The sequence below is a fragment of the Arthrobacter sp. SLBN-112 genome (assembly GCF_006715225.1).
Classification (GTDB): Bacteria; Actinomycetota; Actinomycetes; order Actinomycetales; family Micrococcaceae; genus Arthrobacter.
Genome location: NZ_VFMU01000001.1, coordinates 3,917,563 through 3,936,295 on the forward strand (window position 1 = coordinate 3,917,563; position 18,733 = coordinate 3,936,295).

Sequence of the window (18,733 nt, forward strand, 5' to 3'; positions counted from 1 at the left end):
TTTATCCACATAGGGGATGAAGCTGATGCCCCGCGGTGGGCCCGGCGGCTAGCGTGTGGCTATACCCACCGAAGGATCAACAACCCATGACGCTGAATTGCACGCTGGTTGGCGGACCTGGAACGTCACGGCCCCAGCCGCCCGTGGAACTTTTCATAGACGCTCCGGCCGGCACCGCAGGCGACATCATTCATGAGCAGTTGGTCCAGAACTTCGGGACGGGGGCCGTGACCGTGGCCGGAAGGGACCTGTGCTCCCTGGTCCTCGGTGTGCCGCCACTCGTGGAGGCGGCGATCCTTGTCGACGGCGGCCCCACCCCATCGGACCGGCGGCTCCGGCGCCAGTCAAGTGCTGATGCCGCCCCTCCCATGGTCCTCGCCATCGACAGTGGGGCAGCGGCGGGAACTGTCGTGCCGTTACGGCGTGGCGCCTACACCATCGGCCGAAGTGGCACACGGATTGTCATCCCTGATCCGGAGCTGTCCCGCGAACACGCACGTCTTGTTGTCAGTGACACGAAAATCATGTTGGTTGACCTGGACAGTGCCAACGGCACGTACGTCGACGGTGAAAAGATACGGAGCACTATTATCTCGACGGACTCAGCCATCAGGTGTGGCCAGTCAAACATGTCGCTGATATTCGCAGATGTGCCGGGGAAAGTCCTGGCGGATGCCGGAAAGTCGGTGGCTGAGCCGATCGTGGTTCCCGGCCGTCCTGACACAGGAAATCGAACCCTGGTCCTTCTAACCGCAGTCCTCCCACTGGCCCTGGGGGTGCTGCTGGCCGTTCTCACAGGAATGTGGATGTTCCTTGCTTTTTCGGCGGCTTCGGTATTTGCGGCCCTGGTGCCCGCTGTGAGCGGGCGGCGGCAGAGGCGGGAACTGACAGCCGCTGTGACGTCAGCTGTTGCGGAAGACAGGGAACGGCGACGGCGATCTGCCCCTCCGCTGTCCATCGTCGCCTTGGCAGCCCAGAAGGCTAAAGGAATGTCCAGTCCGGGCTCCTCCGGCCACGAAGTATGGTTGCGGCTGGGCCAGGGAGAACAGCCGGCCAATATCAAAGTTGAACCGTCCGGGCCGGCCGGGACAGTTCCAACGGCGGGAACCGTCCCAGTCGTGCTCGACCCTGGCCGCCCGCTCACCATCCTTGGGGGCCCCAATTTTGCCATCGATGGCGCCCTCCGGTCCTGTCTGATGCAACTGGCGGGCTACCCGCGCGCGGACAAAATGCAGGTCCTTGTCTACGGCCCGCCGGGAGCGATCCCCCTCGCAGCCCGGTATCTACCCAGAGTGACGCTGGCTGCCACGCTGGATGCCGCCTTCCACGTCCTGAACCGCTGCGATCAACAGGGCTGCGAGCGCGGAGTCCTGTTGATTTTAGGGGACAGCGCTGCCGCTGCGGCCGAACACGCGGTGCGTGAAGCAGCGCTCCAGCGGGGGTGGCAGGTTCTTCACTTCCTGCCTGAAGACGGGGAATGGCCCGCACCGGATGTCTTCCTGTCCGAGCGCAGGTCAACCCTGGTGCAGAACCGCCGGGAGATTGTTTTTGTCCCGGACCTGGTGCCGGCCCAAGTGTTCACCGCTTTCTGCCGGCACCTGGCAGGTTCCCGGCACCAGGGCGAAGAACAGGTAAGGAGCGTTCCCGCTTCGTGCAGTCTTCACGAAGTCCTGCCCCTGACGCTCCCGGCCACCGCTGACCGATGGAACTCCAGCGTGAAGATTGAGGGGCTGCCCGTTCCCGTGGGGGTGAGCACGTCAGGAACAAAGGTCCTGGACCTGCTCGCGGACGGCCCGCATCTGCTGGTGGCGGGCACAACAGGCTCAGGGAAGTCGGAACTGCTCCGGAGCCTGACCCTCGCGCTCGCCCTGACATATCCGCCGGACCGGGTCAACTTCTACTTCATCGACTTCAAGGGCGGTTCAGGTCTTGGTCCGCTCAGCAGCCTGGTTCATTGCGTCGGACTGCAAACAGATCTTTCCACCTCCGAAATGGATCGAACACTGAGGTCGCTTCGTGCCGAAGTGCAACTCCGGGAGCGCTGCCTCGCCGCGGCCCGCGTTCCTGACCTCTCCACATACCGCTCCACAGCGGCGGCCGAGGATTTTGTTCTCCCCCACTTGGTCATCGTGATCGATGAGTTCAGGATGCTGGTCGACGATTCGCCGGAGGTTCTTCGTGAGCTGCTGCGGATAGCGTCAATTGGCCGGTCCCTGGGCATCCACTTGATCATGGCGACGCAGAGACCGCAGGGAGCATTAACAGCTGACATCCGCGCAAACGTCACCTCGAGCATCGCCCTCCGCGTGCAGTCCGACATGGAATCAGTGGATATCGTCAACTCCAGGGACGCCGCGGCCATCAGCGTTGAGACTCCCGGCCGCGCCTTCCTGGCGCGCGGAACGCAAGCGGCCGGGGAGTTCCAGGCGGCGTCCCTGTCGTCCGCTTCCGGAGGCAAACAGCCAAGCGCCGTTACGGTCCACCGGACAACTGATTATCTTGCCCGCCAGGCAGCCGGGCCAGGCCGCGGTCGAGCCTCCGCAGCCACCCCTGCGCAGGCAGTGGAACCGCTGGCAGCCCTGGTGAGGAGCCTGTGCGCTGCGCAGCAGAAGCCGGTGCCGAGAAGGCCGGTGGCTCCTCCGCTGCCGGACGCACTGGAAGAGCCCTCAGGGGACGGGCCAACGATGAATCCAGGAAGCCCGCCGCCCCTGTCCCTGGAACCCGAAACGCCGGCGGGGCAGGTGCGCCTTGGCCTGATGGACGTGCCCGAGAAACAAAAGCTTGAGCCCCTTGTTTGGAGCCCTGCCAGCCACGGCCACGCAGCATTCATTGGCAGCCCTGCATCCGGAGCCGGATCGGCCCTGGAAGTGGCCGTCATTAAACTGATGGCCGGCACCGACGAGACGCACTTCTATTTCCTGGACGCCGCTGGGAGTTTTTGCCCGGTGGCAGGTGAAGCCCGGGTGGGCGCGCATGCCGGACTCCACGACCTACGGCGCGGAGTCCGTATTCTGGAGCGGCTTGTCCGTGAGCTGGGGCAGCGGCTGGGCCAGCCCGTCTCCAGGCAGGTACCGCTCGTCCTCGTAATCGTCGGCTGGGGCTCCTGGGTTTCGGCTTTCCGGTCCGGACCCCTGGCCTGGGCGGAGGATCTGGTTCAGGACCTCGTCAGGGACGGCGCCAGGGCAGGTATCACAATCCTGGTCCATGGGGAGCGGGAGCTTGTCACGGCCAGGTTCTTTGGCGCCATTTCCAACCGATTCTTCTTTCCCGCCGGTTCCAGTGACGAGAGCCGCGCCATGTGGCCTCGGGTGCCTGCCATGCCGGCCGTCCGCGGCAGGGCGGCAGCCTTCGGTCCTGCGGCGGGTGGTGGCCCGGTTGTTTGCCAGTTCTACCGCAAGCCGGTCCCGTGCCCTGCGCCAGCTGGAAGCGGGTCCCAATATCGGCCGGGCGCATCGCCGCCCTTCCGTGTTGAACCGCTCCCCGCGAAAATCACCGTGGGGCAGGTGGCAGCGTTCATGGAGGAGGCCGGGCTGCGGCACGCGGCGGTCCAATGCGTTCCCGGAAAGGACGGAGCGGTCGGGGCCCGTCGTTCCGAACTCCCGGAACCGCACCGCCGGCAGAACGACGTCTTCCTGGGGGTCGCCGGCGACGAGCCTGCTCCAGTGTCCCTGCGGTTGCCCAGCGCCGGCGTTACCGCAGTTCTTGGCAATCCAGGGAGCGGCAAAAGCAATACCCTGCTCGCACTGGCGGCACTCAACCCGGCGCAACAGTGGCGCACCTCTCCCATGGCGGCAGAGGCCGGGGGAGATTTTTGGAAAAACCTGCTGGCAGAGGCGGAGGGCGGAGGACTGCCGCGGAAGACCGTGCTGCTGGTGGACGACGTCGACCAACTAGCCCTGCCGGCGCTTAGGGCTCTGGAGCAGTTGAATGCCTTGGGCCACTGCCTGATAGTGACTGCTGCTTACAGCCCGATGCTCTTCCAGCGCGTTCCGCTGGTCATGAATGCACGGGCTGCCGGCGCCGGGCTTCTGCTGGGTCCACGTTCAATGGCTGACGGCGACCTGTTTGGGGTCAGGTTTGACGTTGAGGACAATCCCCCGCCGGGACGTGGTGTGCTCATCTCAGGCGGCCGGTCCTGTCCCCTTCAGGTGGCTTGGTCGGGGGCCTCAGCCTAAGCACGCCCCCAGCCTGCGTCGAACGCATACCGGGCTGGGCAGCAAGGCTCCGGGCAGCGGCTCAAAGAGCAGGGGGTGCGCTTCCTGTCCGCGAGGCATGGTTGATCACCCTGTTCGAGAACAGGAGAACAATGGCGATGACGGCGGGGACCACCATGGCCAGTCCGGCAAGAACCAGTCCGCTGGTGATGGCAGGTACTCCCACGGTCAGGACGAATAACTGGGCCACCAGCGCAGCCGCCCGGGTCCAGCGGTAGCCCCGGTAGAGAAAGACGGACACCGCAAACAGCCAGGCGGAAAAAGCCAGCAGGAGGCCCAAGGTGAAGACGGCACCCCAGAACGACAGCACGGGGCTCCCACTGAGCAGCTCATAGGCGTACCACCCGGCCGCAACCAGGAGGGCAGCCGCCTCTGCAGCAGCAACAAGCGCCACCACCATGGCCGCGGCCGGAACGGTCTCCCGACGTCCGTCAACGGAGCGGCGTCCGGCACCGTCGCGCGGCTCGTCAGGAGAAGCTGGGACACCTGCTGGGTTTACCGGGGGTCTTGACACACTGGCACCCTACCCGACATAGTCGGACACTGGTGAGGGCGGGGGCCGCCACTGTGATGCATCGCTCAGGTTTCGACGGATATCAAGCGTTATTACCCCTTGTTTACACCGCGTTAACATGACAGGCTTGATGAAGATGACCAAGGGGGCCCAGAGGGCCCTTTTCCTTTGTAGCCACTAGTGAATAATTTCACAAAGGGCTTTTCCCAGAAATGGAGCAACTGATCAGCATGGATTGGCGTAACCGCGCAGCGTGCCTCGACAAGGACCCGGAACTGTTCTTCCCCGTCGGGAATACAGGACCGGCCCTCCTGCAGATCGAGGAAGCCAAGAGCGTCTGCCGCCGGTGCCCCGTCGTAGACACCTGCCTGCAGTGGGCCCTTGAGTCCGGCCAGGACGCCGGCGTCTGGGGCGGCATGAGCGAAGACGAGCGCCGCGCACTCAAGCGGCGCGCCGCCCGGGCACGCCGCGCTTCCTAGATAGGCCCGGCACCGCCCGACCCCAAGCCCGGGTCTAAGCAACCCCATGACAGAGGCCCCTGGATGATCCACGTTGGATCGTCCAGGGGCCTCTGCTTGTTGTACTCCCCGGCCGGCCCGCAGGCCCAACCGGTGCCGCTACTTCCCTGCCAGGCTGAGCCGGATCTTAACCTCGGTCCCACCGCCCTCGCGGCGCTCCCAGGTGATGGTCCCCCCAAGCTCGCTGGTGACGAGTGTCCGCACAATCTGAAGTCCGAGGCCCTCAACGTGCGGAGTATGTGGAAGCCCCACTCCGTCGTCGGCAATGGTCACCGTCAGCTCTTCGCCGTCATCCCCCTCGGACCGGTCGGCAATAAGCCAGACTGTTCCCGCCCGGCCCTCAAGTCCATGCTCCACCGCATTGGTCACCAACTCATTAATAACGAGGGCCAGCGGTGTGGCGAGATCACTGGGCAGCTCGCCGAATGTACCGGAGCGTTCCGTCCTGACCTGCTGCGAGGGGGAAGCCACTTCGGCAGAAAGCCGGAACTGGCGCCCGATCAGTTCATCGAAATCAACACTCTGCGTCAGACCCTGGGACAAGGTTTCGTGGACCAGCGCGATCGTCGCCACACGCCTCATCGCCTGCTCCAGGCCCTGCTTCGCCTCGTCACTGACCATGCGCCTGGACTGCATCCGCAGGAGCGCAGCCACGGTCTGGAGATTGTTCTTGACCCGGTGGTGGATTTCCCGGATGGTGGCGTCCTTGGTCACCAGCTCCATCTCGCGCCGGCGCAGTTCGGAGACGTCACGGCAGAGGACCAGGGCCCCGAACCGCTGCTGTTCATCCCGCAGCGGAATGGCCCGCAGGGACAGGCTGACCCCGCGCGACTCGATTTCGCTGCGCCATGGCATGCGTCCGGTGACCACCAGGGGCAGGGTCTCATCGACCAAGCGCCGGTCCTTGAGCAGGCCGGCGGTCACCTCGGCCAGGGAACGGCCTTCCAGGGATTCGCCGTCACCCAGTCGCCGGAAGGCCGAAACCCCGTTGGGACTGGCGTACTGCACCACGCCATCTGCGTCCAGCCTGATCAGGCCGTCCCCCACACGGGGGGCGCCGCGGCGGGACCCGGTAGGTGAGGCGAAGTCCGGCCACAACCCCAGCGTGCCCATTCGCAGGAGGTCATAGGCGCACTGGCGGTAGGTCAACTCCAGCCGCGACGGCATCCGGGAGCTGGAGAGGTCCATGTGGGTGGTGACCACCGCAAGGGTCCGGCCGTTGCGGACCATGGGAACCGCCTCCACCCGCAGCGCCATCTCGCTGTTCCAGTTCGTCTCACTGGACCGCTCGATGGACCGCGAGTTCCACGCCTTGTCCACGAGCGGCTGCAGGTCGGAGCGGATTCCCTCTCCCACAAAGTCGCTGTGGAACGCCGTGTGCGTGGTGGAAGGCCGCACGTGGGCCAAGGCGATATAGCCTAGCTCCGGGTGGGGGAACCAGAGCGCCAGGTCGGCGAACGCCAGGTCCGCGACCATCTGCCAGTCCCCCACCAGGAGGTGCAGCCATTCGGCATCGCCCGGCCCGAAATCAGCATGTTCCCTGATGGGGTCCGTAAAGATTGCCACTGCACCTCCATTTGCGACGCCGGATTGCTAGCGTCGGACGATTGACCTCAAGAGCCTCAATGCTACCGACAGTGAGGCCATGTCGTCGGCCTCCAGTGCGTTCACCTCGTCGAACATGCTCTTTGCCCTGCCCAACTGCTCGGCATTTTGTGCTTCCCACTCCTTGAGCCGTGCATCTGGTGAGTCGGCGGCGGACGTGGCGTCCAGCACCGCCGTCGTCATGTCCGACACCGTTGAATACAGATCGTCGCGCAAGGCGGCCCGGGCGAGTGCCTGCCACCGGTCCTGGCGCGGCAGGCTGGTGATCCGCTCCAGCAGCGAGTCGGCATGGAAACGGTTGAACACCGTGTAGTAGACGGCGGCAATCTGCTCCACCGGGTCTTTCCGGGTCCGGGCGATCTTGGCGATGTCCAGCAGTACAAAGCTTTCGAACAGCTCGGCCCAGCGCAGTGCAAGGCCTTCGGGGAGTTGCCACTCGCGGCCCTTCGCCAGCCACTCCGCCACCCGTTCCCGGTCGTCGCCGCGCAGGTAGTCCAGCAGCCGGGCCCGCATCGGATCCATCAGCGGCTTGAACTCGGCCACCACATCAGCGATGGGACGTGAAACGCTCTCCTGGCTCAGCAGCCAGCGGACCGCGCGGTCCAAAAGCCGGCGGATATCCAGATGGACCGTGCTCCAGTGCTCCGTGGGGAACGAGGCAGGCAGGCTGTTCAGCTCCCCCACCATCGCATCCAGTTCGTACACCTCGCGCAGGGCCACGAAAGCCCTGGCCACGGCCACCTCGCTGGCCGATGTCTCCTCCATGACGCGGAAGGCGAAGGTGATCCCGCCGAGGTTGATCATGTCGTTCGCCACCACCGTGGCGATGATCTCCCGGCGCAGCGGGTGGGTGTCCAGCTCCGCGTCAAAGCGTTCGCGCAGCTGGTGCGGGAAGTATGAACGCAGCGTCTGCCGGAACCATGGGTCCTCGGCAAGGTCGCTGTCGCGCAGCGCCGTTGCCAGCTCGATCTTGGCATAGGCGGCCAGCACCGAAAGCTCCGGTGACGTCAGGCCCTGCCCCTGCTGCAGCCGGTCCCGCAGCATCGCCGTGGTGGGCAACGCCTCCAGGTCCCGGTTCAAATCGGCGCTCTTCTCCAGCCAGTCCATGAGCCTTTCATAGCTCGGGCTCCACTCCGCCACCCGGGTCCGGTCATTGAGCAGCAGGATGTTCTGGTCGATGTTGTCTTCGAGGACCAGCCGGCCCACCTCATCGGTCATGGCGGCGAGGAAGTCAGCCCGTTCCGCAGCGGGCAGCTTGCCTGCGGCGACCATCCGGTCAACGAAGATCTTGATGTTCACTTCGTGGTCGGAGCAGTCCACGCCGGCGGAGTTGTCGATGGCATCGGTGTTGAGAATGACGCCCTGCAAAGCTGCTTCAATGCGGCCGCGCTGGGTCATGCCCAGGTTTCCGCCTTCGCCCACCACCTTGACGCGCAGGTCCCGGCCGTTGACGCGGATCGAGTCGTTGGCCTTGTCGCCCACCGACGCGTTGGACTCGGAGCTCGCCTTGACGTAGGTCCCGATCCCGCCGTTGTAGAGCAGGTCCGCAGGTGCCAGCAGGATGGCACGCAGCAGCTCCGGAGGGCTGAGTTCGGTGGTGTCCGCCGGGAGCCCCAGCGCGGCCTGCACCTGGGCGGACACAGGGATGGATTTGGCCTGCCGGACGAAGACTCCGCCACCTTCGCTGATCAGGGACTTGTCGTAGTCGTCCCAGGAGGACCTGGGCAGCTCGAACAGTCTCTGGCGCTCCGCAAACGAGGATTCCTCGTCGGGGTTGGGGTCCAGGAAAATGTGCCGGTGGTCGAATGCTGCGAGCAGCCGGATGTGCCGGGACAGGAGCATTCCGTTGCCGAACACGTCGCCGGACATGTCCCCCACGCCCACCACAGTGAACGGCTCCGTTTGGGTATCCAGGTCCAGTTCGCTGAAGTGGCGTTTGACGGATTCCCAGGCGCCGCGTGCGGTGATGCCCATGGCCTTGTGGTCGTAACCCACGGAGCCGCCGGAGGCGAAGGCGTCGCCAAGCCAGAAGCCATACTCGGCGGAGAGGCTGTTGGCAATGTCGGAAAAAGTAGCCGTTCCCTTGTCCGCCGCGACCACAAGGTAGGAGTCGTCGTCGTCATGCCTGACAACGTTCGACGGCGGCACGAGCCGTTCGCCGTCGCCTTCAGTGAGGAGGTTGTCAGTGAGATCCAGCAGTCCGCGGATGAACGTCTTGTAGCTTTCAACGCCTTCAGCCATCCAGGCCGCGCGGTCCATGGAGGGATCGGGAAGCTGCTTGGCGAAGAACCCGCCCTTCGCACCGGTGGGCACGATGACGGCGTTCTTGACCGTCTGCGCCTTTACCAGGCCCAGGACCTCTGTCCGGAAATCCTCCCGCCGGTCGGACCAGCGCAGCCCGCCACGGGCCACCTTGCCGAACCGGAGGTGCACACCCTCAACGCGCGGGGAGTAGACCCAGATTTCGAACATGGGCCGAGGGAAGGGCAGGCCTTCGATCTGCGCCGGGTTCAGCTTGAAGCTCAGGTGCGGCTTGTCCTGGTAGAAGTTGGTGCGAAGGGTGGCCTCAATGAGGTTGACGAAAGTGCGCAGCACGCGGTCCGCGTCCAGCGTTGCCACCTTCTCGATGGACGCCGCCAGCTCCTGGCGCACCGACTCCTGGGCCTCGGACCGGTCTTCATCGCTCAGGGCGGGATCAAAGCGGGCCGCAAAGAGTGCCGTGAGACCTCGTGTCACGTCGGCGTTTGCAAGGAGCGTGTCCGCCATGAAGCCGAACGAGCTGCTGTTGCCCATCTGGCGCATGTAGCGGGCGTAGGCTCGCAGTACGGTGATCTGCCGCCACTGCAGGCCCTCCCGCAGTACCAGCCGGTCAAAGCTGTCCGATTCGGCAGCGCCCGTGACAGCTGCGCCGAAGGATTCGGCAAGGAGCTCCCCCGTGGAGACGGGGTCAACGCCGGCCGGGTACTTCAATCCAAGATCGTAAAGGAAGAAGTCGCGGCGGTCTGCTGTTTCGATCTCAAACGGCCGTTCGTCCAGGACCTCGAGTCCGAGGTTATGGAAATACGGCAAAATCTGGCTCAGGCTCTTGGGCTCCAGCATGTAGAGCTTGACCCGGGCATCCTCTTCCAGGGTAGCGCCGGCACCTTCCGGAAGGTACACGTGCACGCCCGGACGGTCCTGCCGCTCCCCGGACTTCCGCTCAGCGGCGGCCCCGTACTTCTCGAAACGCGCGATGTCCTCAAGCGCGTCCTCTACTTCGTAGTCCACCCGGTAGCCGGCAGGAAACGCTTCGGCCCAAATAGCGGCCAGTTCCTTTGCTTCGGCCGGATCCCGCCCCTCGCGCAGGACTTCGGCAATTCCTTCACTCCACGACCGTGCGGCCCGGACCAAACGCTTTTCCAGCTCGTCGGTGTTGACGTGGCTGACGTCGGCGTCCTTGGGCAGCCGGATGCGGAAGAACAGCCGGGCGAGCGCCGACTCCGTCATTCGGGCCTCGTAATCGATTGAGACCGCCTGGAACGTTTCCCTCAGTTCCTGTTCGATCCGCAGCCTGACGTTGGTGGTATAGCGGTCGCGGGGCAGGTAGACGACGGCGGACATGAACCGGCCGTAGATGTCCGGCCTCAGGAACAGGCGGGTACGCCGCCGTTCCTGCAGCTTCTGGATTCCCAGCGCGGTGGCGGCGAGGTCGGGAATTTCAATCTGGAAGAGCTCGTCACGGGGGTAGGTTTCCAGGATTCCCAGGAGATCCTTGCCCGAGTGCGAGTCCGGCGGAAACCCCGCGCTCTGCAGCACGGCGTCCACCTTCTCGCGGACGATGGGGATATCCAGGACGGAGCCGGCGTAGGCGCTGGTGGCAAAGAGTCCAATGAAGCGGCGCTCGCCGTTGACATTACCCGCGGCGTCGAAGCTCTTGACGCCGATGTAGTCCAGGTAGGCCGAGCGGTGCACAGTGGACCTTGAGTTGGCCTTAGTGATGACAAGGGCGCGCTTTTCCCGCGCCTTTTTCCGGCCGGTGTCCGTGAGGTGCTGGATGTGGGGGGAGTCGGCGGCGGCGCGCAAAAGCCCGAGGCCACTGTCTTCGCGCAGTTCGAGGACGTCTTCGCCGTCAACGTTGAGCAGGTCGTATTCCCGGTAGCCCAGGAAGGTGAAGTTCCCGTCGTCGAGCCACCGCAGCAGGTCCTTGGCCTGCCGCAGTTCGGCAATCTGCGCGGGATGGGCAACCTGGTCCAGGCTTTCGGCGATTTCCCTGGCCTTTTGGCGCATCTTGGGCCAGTCCTCGACGGCCGCCCGAACGTCTTTCAGGACGCGGGTGAGCCCCTCAAGCAGCGACGCCTTCACGTCGTCGGAGACGCGTTGGATTTCGACGGCGATCCACGACTCCATGTGCGAGGCATTCCCGCCCTGAGCGATGAGGTGGGAAAGGTTTGGCATGGCCGCGGTATCGCCGCTTGATATGCCCAAATGCGCGGGGACCCTGTTGACCTTGACCAGTTCGCCGGTTTCCCGGTTCCTGGCGGCCACGAAAAGTGGGTGCACCACAAGCTTGATGGCGGCGTGCTGCCGGACAAGTTCTGCATTCACGGAGTCGACAAGAAACGGCATGTCGTCGGTGACGACAAAGATGACGCTGCTGTCCTCTTCGTCCATGATCGAGATCTTTGCCTGCCCGGGCTGCCGTACGGACGCTGTCCGCCTGTGCTCCCCGGCGCGGGACTCCAATACGTCCCGGGAGTAGGTTCGGGCATCCTCCTCGGCCAGGTGCTGGTAGTAGTCCCCCATGAAACCTTCAAGGCCTTCAATGGAAAGGGGCTGGTCCTCCACACTGGATCCAGACGACATCGACAACGCCTCCATTAGAGATATTCGCCGCACCTTTGCAGCTCTTATGGCGAGCCTAGTCCTTTGCTCTTCGCCTCGGTGTGGAAGAAAATACAGATGATTTCGCTTTTCGCTGGTCGGGTGCACAAACCAACTCGCGGATGGCGTGCCGCAGGGTCGAGCCGGGGGACGCTTCGAGCAGCAGCGATCCTGCCAGGAGCGCTGCGTCCGCGGCTGCGGGGTCGTACGGCAGGAACGCCTTGAGTCCGGACGCGGGGCCATACCTTTCCCAGGCATCCCGCAGTTGACGCTCCGGCGCCCTTCCGACAGAGGAGGAACGCACCTTGTTCATGATGACGGTGGGAGATGCCTGCGGGACCGCTTCTTCCAGTTCGGCAAGTGCACGTACCATCCGCGGTACGCCCACAGGATCAGCAGCTCCCACGGCATAGACCGTGTCAGCCAGCTCCAGCGGGCGCAGTGTGGCCGCGTTCCGCCGCGGCGCCATGGTGTCAAAGCTCAGCTCCTCATCCGCCTCAAGACAAAATCCGGTATCCACCACCACAACGTCCGCAATCTGCCGCGCCCGCTCAAGCACCAGCGCCAGGGCAGGCGCACGGAGCTCAGTCCAGCGGTCGGCGCGGGTTATGCCAGTCAGCACCCGGAACGTCCCGGCTGTGGTGGCGACCGTGGCGGCCACCTTACGCAGCGCGTCCGCGTCCAGCAGCCCCTGGTCGGCAAGCCTGCACGCCTGGGCAAGCCCGGCTGACTCGTCCAGGAGACCCAACACTGCCGCCACACTGGCGCCGTACGTGTCGGCGTCGACCACCAGGACCGCCCGGCCGTCAGCTGCCATCTCACCGGCAATGTTCACCGCCACAGTAGTCCGTCCCGGGGATCCGGCAGGACCCCAGACAACGATCAGCTCCCCGGCCCCGGACCCCTCCGCGTCCAGTTCAGGCACAACGGGATCTGTTGCCAGCGCAGCCCCGGTATCGGCTGGCGCACTGAGGTTGGCCGGACGAAGCCCGCCCGCCAACTGGGCGACGGCGTCGGCGATCGCGTCCGAAAGCTCAGCGGACTCAACCCCTGTAAGCGCCGAGGCGACACCGATCCTGCGGAGCCGGGCTGCCTCCTCCGCATTATCAGTCAGGGCGATGATTGCCACGCCAACAGCTCCCAGACGATCGACCAGGGAAGCGCTCAGCCCCTCGGACCCCTCGGCCACGACGGCCGCCCTTGCCAGTCCGCTCTGGCAGGCAGCAAGCAGCTCCGGAAGTTCCGCGCACCTTCGAACCACGGTGACCGGGCCGTGGAGCCTTTCAAGGCCGCCTACCAGGTCCTCACGGCTCTGGCCTACGGTGACAACGGGGATGCTCATCGGGCGCCACCCGGGTTCCACACCACGGATATCTTCGCCTCATTTGCCTGCGCACCAAGCAAAGCAGGCATCTGTTTGTCCTCCACCAGCACCATGAGCACGGTGGTCTTTGACGATCCAAGGGCTGTGGATCCAGTGGTGACCTCCGCAATTTCCGCTCCGGGAAGGATCAACTTGGGCTCGCTGAATCCATTCTTCGCATCCGGCTGTGCAACCCAGACATCAACCCGGGCGCCGGCAACTGCCTGTGAGGGCAAAGTCTGCTCGATGTTGAGGGCTACAGGCTTCCGGTCCAGCCGATCCACTTCCCCAAGGCTTGCCCTGGGGACCAGCTGGTCCTTCGCGATCCTTTGCACGGCGACAACGTCCTGGGGCAGGCCGGCCTCGACGGTGACGTAGTGCTGTTCAGTGTCGCCCAGCCGGACCTTGGCGCGGACCACGTTCTCCGGCGTCAGGCGCTCACCCACCGCAATGCCGTCCCGCGCGGCGTAGACCTCTGTGGTCCTGTCTGCACTGCCGACAAGGAAGATGACTCCGGCAACTGATACCAGGACCAGGAGCATTCCCACCAGCAGCCGGGGGTCCTTCCACGATGGACGCTTCAGCCGTGCTGCAGTGGCACTTGAATCAGGAACCATACCGTTCTCCCCCTGGGTACACCGGACCTGCCCGCGCTGGCCGGACTTCCTCATTGTTACTGCAAGCCCCGGGGAACAAAAGTCATTTGCTTAAATGCCGCCAATCTGTGGATAAGAGCAACAAACTGAACCACTTGATGGCAAAATGGATGCATGCCCAGGTTCCTCACACTCGCGGACGTCGCGGAACAGCTCCAGATCAACTCCCCTGCTGCCTATGCCCTGGTCCGCAGCGGTGAACTGAAGGCCATCCAGGTGGGCGGCCGCGGTTATCTTGCTCAGTCACGTGAGTCGATGCCATTTCTGCCCGGAGTTTATGGGCAGAGGGCCTGATTCCGGTGATTGATTTCTGTGCGGTTCGTGAGGATCGTGGGGCCCGGTTGGGTAGTCTTTGGGGCGTGATGTGCTGTGGCTGAGAAGCGGTTTCTGGCGTTGGCTGATGTTTCGGAGATTTTGAACATCTCCTCAGCCCAGGCGTATGCCCTGGTCCGGTCAGGAGAGTTGCCTGCGATTCAGGTTGGGGGCCGGGGGCAGTGGCGGGTTGAGTCGCGCCTTTTAGAGGAATACATTTCCCGGGGTTATGAGAAGACCGCCGAGTATGTCCGTGCGCAGTCTTCTGAGGGCCGGCCCGGGCCGGACGATAACTAGCGATCTTCAGGCATTCGGGCCTCGAGCCTTGTAACGGACGCCGGGTCGTTACGTTGTTTCATCATGGTCCTGTTGATGGACTGCGCGGCGCGCAGCTGGTCGTTCAGGTCTTCGACCTGGGCTTCGAGTAGTGAGATCGCGGTGCGGGCCTGTTCAGTGCTCGTGCGTTCTGTGCTGAGTTGGCTTTCCAGTTCGCTGATGTAGCTGGCCATCTGTTCCGGGGTTCTCCCTGCCAGCGCTTCGGCGAGGTTGGTGTTCACTGCGCGTTTGTAGTGATCGCGTTGCCGGGTAACGGTGGCGAGTCGTTCCTGGAGCCGCAGGAGTTCGGTCACTGCGCCTTTGGGTGTCATCCCTGCCTGTTCATGGCCTTGGGCCCAGGTCGCACGCTGCTGCGCGGCGGCGCGGGTGACCGCGGTTTTCAGTTCCGGGGTGTTATAGATCAGCCAGCGGCTGACCCCGGCTGCCCTGGCGACCGAGGAGACGGTTAGCAGTTCGGAGCAGTTGATGAGCCGGGTGATTGCTTTCCGGACGAGGGCTTGTTTGGTTTTGCTTTCCTTTTTCTTGGCCGTAATGAGCCCGGCGATGGCTGCCTGCCGTTTTTCGCTCATGTCCGGTCCGCGGTTCGGACGGGTGTCAGCGGCAGCATCCGACGCTCTCCGGCGGCTTCAAGGTGAGGCGCTGCGGGAGGGATTTGCTGCAGGAGCGTGACGGCGTCATCGATGGCGGCTTTGTCCTCGGGGGTGAGCTTGGATTTTTCCTTCAGCAGCGCGGTGCGCATTCGTTTGTAGGAGCTGATCTCTGCTTTGAGTGATTGGTGGATCCAGGGTTCGGCGATGTCGCCGGCTGCGGCGAGGTCTGCGGTGAGGGCGACGATGTGGGCGTCGATCTGGGGCAGGTGGGAGAGGTTGGCCCGGTAGTACTGGCAGCCGCCGCATTTGTTGCGGACGGGGCAGGATTGTCCGGCTGCTTTGACGTTACTGGGCTCGGTGCAGAGCCCCAGCGGCGTCGCCACGGATTCCCGGACATAGGCCGCATAGTCTTTGGGTCCGTGGAGCAGCCCCCGGCGGTCAATCGTAGTGCTGTTGACGGTCTCAATGGCCTGACGCTGACGTTCCCTGGTGATTTTGATGTATCCGGTGGAGGTCGTGAAGCTCTTGTGGTTCATCAGTTCCTGAATGACATCAGGTGGAGTGCTGTTGTCGCTGAGTCGTTGGGCATAGGTGTGGCGCCAGTTATAGAGGCCCATCCGGGACCTGGTGAGGAAGTCGGCTGGTTTCGCCGGGTCGGCCCGGACGTCCGGCAACTTCCGGATCCGGTCGATCCAGCGCCAGTAGTTGGTGTGAAAGCCCGTGGGCGTGATGTGGGTCCGTGACTGGGGGCCGTAGCGCCGTGGCGAGGGAAACAGGTAGCCGGCAGCGTCGGGGTGGATGTCCTCGATGGTCCCAAGCGCGCTCTGCCAGGTCTGGATGACGCGGGCGGTGGAGCGGTGAATGGGAAGTTCCAGCCCGTACTCCGCTGTTTTGAGACTGTTGTAGATGATGTAGGGCTGGCCGTCGTCGGTTTCCCGCAGGGTGTCGCGGGGCAGGGAGTAGATTTCCGTGGGCCGCCGGCCGAGGTCTCGCAGCAGCTGGTAGATGGTCTGCAGCATCAGGTTATGGAGGGCCCGGGTCCGACCGACCGGAATGGCATAAGCCTCGTCCACGGCGAGCAGTTCCAGGTTCGCATCGAGAATCCTGATGATGTGCTCCGGGATCGCCTTCCCAGGGTTCCTGGCGCGCGCCGCGGTGGGGAGGGACTCCGCCGTGATGAACATGAACCTGGGGCTGACCCGGGCCAGGGTTTCGAGGTCCCCGCCATCTCGGAGGATCCGTTGGAAGAGCTTGAAGTAGTCGTATTTCACGGAGTCCGTGCGGGGTTCGCCGTCGGTGTCGGTGAGGTGGCGGTAGGCGTCCACGACTGCGTTTGAGTCAGCCCGGGTCAGGAGCTCGGGCCGGGTTCCGTGAGGGCGGCGTGCCAAGGCATCCGAGACGACCTGAATCGTGCGGATGACGTCCCGCACCTGGTCGGCGGCGAGGTCGAAGTGCCGGGAGTAGTCCTTGGCGGCCTCGCGCAGCCAGTCGACGCTGATGGGGCGGAAATCGAGAGTGCCTTTGGAACAGAGCGTGTGGGTTGTCCGGTCTATGCGAAGGCCGATGACGGCCGCGTCCCAGACGTCTTCGGAGCGCATGTCGCGACCGGAGTGGCGGTATCGCCAGCGGGCCGTGATCAGGCCGGCGTGCCGGAGGAACCCGATGACGCTGGCGTCGCGGCGGGTCCGGGCCTCTTCGGTGTCCAGCAGCCGGTGGATGGAGCGGGCGCGGGTTTCCATGGCAGTCCGGACTATCCGGCGCATCGTGACCGGCAGGATCCGGAAAGAGTTGCGGTCCCGTTCCTGGAGGACGAGCAGCAGTTCGGTCCGAAGGATCGGTGGCAGATCGATGAAGGAGAACACATGGCGGTGGTAGCGGAGGTTAAGGGGGCGTTCGACCGCGGTGAAGGCCTCAAGGTCGACGCCGAGCTTGGTGAGTCTACGGAACATGCTGTGGTGCCAGAGGCAGAGCCTTGTGGCGCGTTGGTTCGATTCTTCCCCGCAGCCTGGGCATGCGCAGGGCTTGCCGGCCCGATACATGATGGTGTCGGCCGCGGCGAACTCCTCAACGCTGAGCCGGGGTTGCCCATTGTCGAAGCTGCGGTGCCAGCGGCCGTAGTGCAGGTGACAGAGCCCCCTGATCATGCCCATGGCCTGGCAGTTCCGTCCGGCTGAGCCGACGATGCAGCGCGGAGCATCGGGCTCCGGGGACCAACGCCTTGCCGGGGCGGGTTCGGCACCGGGTTCTCCACTGGTGCAGGAACGGCAGAGGCGTCCTGTGACGGTCGCGACGCGGGGGCACCCGGGCGTCGGGCAGGGGTAGATCCCGGTCAAGGGATTGTCCGGGTCTGCAGCGAGCAGCCACAGCTTGTGGTCCCATTCGCCGGGGCGCCATTGGGGCTCGATCATGGATTCCAGAAAGGCCAGATAGGAGCCGGCTTCGGGGACCGGCGATTCTCGGCGGAGGAATTCGGCGGAGGCTGTCACTGCGGTGCATCCTTACCGGGCAGGGTTTCTTCCACCGCTCTGCGAAGCTCCTCCTGCGACGGGTGCAGATAGATCGACGTCGACGCCAATGACCTGTGGCCCAGCAGTCCCATGATGACATCCGGGTCGACCTTGGCCCGTGCCCAGCTGGTGGCTGCGGTATGCCGGAACTGATGCGCCCGGATCGGCAACCCCGTGGTCTTTCCAACGGCGGCGAGCATGCGGTGCAGCCCCGGGTATCCCAAGGGCGCCGGGTTTTTGGCGGTCAGAGACAGGAACAACGCGTCCGGCTGATTGCCGCCCAGGGATGCGTATCTTTGGTCCATGTAGGCGGCGTGGACCTCACAAACATCGGCAGGCAATGGGACGTTCCGCTCATACGGTGACTTGGCCCAGGCCCCATTCGGGTTGCTGCGCCGTTCAACATGGACGTGGGGCCCGGGAACCGTGCAGCCCAGATGGCCGGAGTCGGGCAGCATGTGCATGTCCTCCAGCCTTAGGCCGAGTAGTTCGCCGGCCCGCAGGCCGCAACGCAGCATCAACAACACCAAGAGCCTGTCCCGTGGCCTCTCGACCGCCTCCAGGACACGGCCGATCTGTGACCGGGTCAGGACCACTGGCCGTCGTTTGATCTCCCGGGCCTTCACCGGCCTGGCCGGAGCCGTCTTCCATTGCCCCTGGGGACCAAGGGACGCCACGGCGTGGCGGCCACCCTCCACCATCGCCCGCAATTGGTCGGTCCCGAAGCCGTGGGCCACGGCATAACGCAGGAACACCATCACGGCCGTCACATGAGCGTTGACCGTTTTCCCCGACAACCTGCCCCCACTCTTGTCAGGCAACCCTTCAAGGCTGGCCTTGTAAGCGGCGAGCTCGTGGAAGCGGAGCCCTTCCCACCTGGTATCCGTTTCAGCGCACCACGAGAGGAACCTCGCCAGCCTTAGTTGATAGGCCTTTTGGGTATTGACGGCACGCCCCGAATGCGCCAACCACAGCGCGTAACCACGACATACTTCCCCGAGAACGAAGCGGTCGTCCACCACAACCCACACGTTCGTCTCTGCGCCGAGAGCAATCTGTACCGCTTGAAAAGTCGCCACAAACGAAAGCTATCGGGCGCCAGTGAGGGCAAACAACGGACTCTGCTAGGCAAGAGGATTAACGATTGCCAAACGACAACCCCATCTTGGGTTCCTTCGCCGTCGAGAGTCTCGTCCTTCTGCGCAAGAGTGTGAATGATCCGGGAAGGTCCCTGTCTTCGTTACGCGATAGGCCCAGG

Annotated in this window: 12 protein-coding genes; 4 read left to right on the forward strand and 8 right to left on the reverse strand. The window is 64.4% G+C overall.

The window, feature by feature from the left end:
• The first annotated feature begins 86 nt into the window (after positions 1-86).
• Positions 87-4,175, forward strand: a complete 4,089-nt coding sequence (locus tag FBY33_RS18025) for an FtsK/SpoIIIE domain-containing protein (RefSeq protein ID WP_142031712.1) — start codon at positions 87-89, stop codon at positions 4,173-4,175.
• A gap of 61 nt (positions 4,176-4,236) precedes the next feature.
• Here the strand turns inward: FBY33_RS18025 and FBY33_RS18030 are convergent, their stop codons facing one another.
• The gene (locus FBY33_RS18030) at positions 4,237-4,728 is read right to left on the reverse strand and encodes a hypothetical protein (protein ID WP_442858340.1); all 492 of its coding nucleotides are present in this window, start codon (positions 4,726-4,728) and stop codon (positions 4,237-4,239) included.
• A 230-nt stretch (positions 4,729-4,958) separates the two neighbouring features.
• Here FBY33_RS18030 and FBY33_RS18035 point away from each other — a divergent pair, with 230 nt between their 5' ends.
• Positions 4,959-5,207: a WhiB family transcriptional regulator gene (locus tag FBY33_RS18035; RefSeq protein WP_003804966.1), complete on the forward strand. Its 249-nt coding sequence runs from the start codon at positions 4,959-4,961 to the stop codon at positions 5,205-5,207.
• A 138-nt stretch (positions 5,208-5,345) separates the two neighbouring features.
• Here the strand turns inward: FBY33_RS18035 and FBY33_RS18040 are convergent, their stop codons facing one another.
• Genes FBY33_RS18040 through FBY33_RS18055 form a run of 4 tightly spaced genes read right to left on the reverse strand, consistent with a single transcriptional unit; the run spans position 5,346 to position 13,691 of the window.
• On the reverse strand, positions 5,346-6,812 hold the full coding sequence (locus FBY33_RS18040; protein WP_142031713.1) for a sensor histidine kinase: 1,467 nt from the start codon (positions 6,810-6,812) through the stop codon (positions 5,346-5,348).
• A gap of 27 nt (positions 6,813-6,839) precedes the next feature.
• Positions 6,840-11,693, reverse strand: a complete 4,854-nt coding sequence (locus FBY33_RS18045; RefSeq protein WP_142031714.1) for an NAD-glutamate dehydrogenase — start codon at positions 11,691-11,693, stop codon at positions 6,840-6,842.
• A gap of 55 nt (positions 11,694-11,748) precedes the next feature.
• Complete coding sequence (locus FBY33_RS18050) at positions 11,749-13,053, reverse strand: AAA family ATPase (RefSeq protein WP_142031715.1); 1,305 nt, start codon at positions 13,051-13,053, stop codon at positions 11,749-11,751.
• On the reverse strand, positions 13,050-13,691 hold the full coding sequence (locus FBY33_RS18055) for a hypothetical protein (protein WP_142031716.1): 642 nt from the start codon (positions 13,689-13,691) through the stop codon (positions 13,050-13,052). Before FBY33_RS18055 ends, FBY33_RS18050 begins: the two co-directional genes overlap by 4 nt.
• A gap of 153 nt (positions 13,692-13,844) precedes the next feature.
• Here FBY33_RS18055 and FBY33_RS18060 point away from each other — a divergent pair, with 153 nt between their 5' ends.
• Positions 13,845-14,024, forward strand: coding sequence for a helix-turn-helix domain-containing protein (locus tag FBY33_RS18060; RefSeq protein WP_235010610.1), 180 nt, complete (start codon positions 13,845-13,847; stop codon positions 14,022-14,024).
• Between the two features lie 75 nt (positions 14,025-14,099).
• Positions 14,100-14,339: a helix-turn-helix domain-containing protein gene (locus FBY33_RS18065; protein WP_142031717.1), complete on the forward strand. Its 240-nt coding sequence runs from the start codon at positions 14,100-14,102 to the stop codon at positions 14,337-14,339.
• Here FBY33_RS18065 and FBY33_RS18070 read toward each other — a convergent pair.
• Genes FBY33_RS18070 through FBY33_RS18080 form a run of 3 tightly spaced genes read right to left on the reverse strand, consistent with a single transcriptional unit; the run spans position 14,336 to position 18,497 of the window.
• Entirely contained in the window at positions 14,336-14,947 is a 612-nt protein-coding gene (locus FBY33_RS18070) for a DUF6262 family protein (RefSeq protein WP_142031718.1), read from the reverse strand. The genes FBY33_RS18065 and FBY33_RS18070 overlap by 4 nt on opposite strands.
• Positions 14,944-17,454 (reverse strand): tyrosine-type recombinase/integrase, encoded by a 2,511-nt coding sequence (locus tag FBY33_RS18075; RefSeq protein WP_142031719.1) that lies wholly within the window; start codon positions 17,452-17,454, stop codon positions 14,944-14,946. Before FBY33_RS18075 ends, FBY33_RS18070 begins: the two co-directional genes overlap by 4 nt.
• Positions 17,451-18,497, reverse strand: a complete 1,047-nt coding sequence (locus FBY33_RS18080; protein WP_160141973.1) for a tyrosine-type recombinase/integrase — start codon at positions 18,495-18,497, stop codon at positions 17,451-17,453. Before FBY33_RS18080 ends, FBY33_RS18075 begins: the two co-directional genes overlap by 4 nt.
• Positions 18,498-18,733: the final 236 nt, after the last annotated feature.

Excerpts from the sequence above, each read along its gene's own strand:
- FBY33_RS18060 (WP_235010610.1), top strand. The coding sequence starts at position 13,845 with ATGCCCAGGTTCCTCACACTCGCGGACGTCGCGGAACAGCTCCAGATC.
- FBY33_RS18050 (WP_142031715.1), bottom strand. The coding sequence starts at position 13,053 with ATGAGCATCCCCGTTGTCACCGTAGGCCAGAGCCGTGAGGACCTGGTA.
- FBY33_RS18070 (WP_142031718.1), bottom strand. The coding sequence starts at position 14,947 with ATGAGCGAAAAACGGCAGGCAGCCATCGCCGGGCTCATTACGGCCAAG.
- FBY33_RS18035 (WP_003804966.1), top strand. The coding sequence starts at position 4,959 with ATGGATTGGCGTAACCGCGCAGCGTGCCTCGACAAGGACCCGGAACTG.
- FBY33_RS18055 (WP_142031716.1), bottom strand. The coding sequence starts at position 13,691 with ATGGTTCCTGATTCAAGTGCCACTGCAGCACGGCTGAAGCGTCCATCG.
- FBY33_RS18025 (WP_142031712.1), top strand. The coding sequence starts at position 87 with ATGACGCTGAATTGCACGCTGGTTGGCGGACCTGGAACGTCACGGCCC.
- FBY33_RS18045 (WP_142031714.1), bottom strand. The coding sequence starts at position 11,693 with ATGTCGTCTGGATCCAGTGTGGAGGACCAGCCCCTTTCCATTGAAGGC.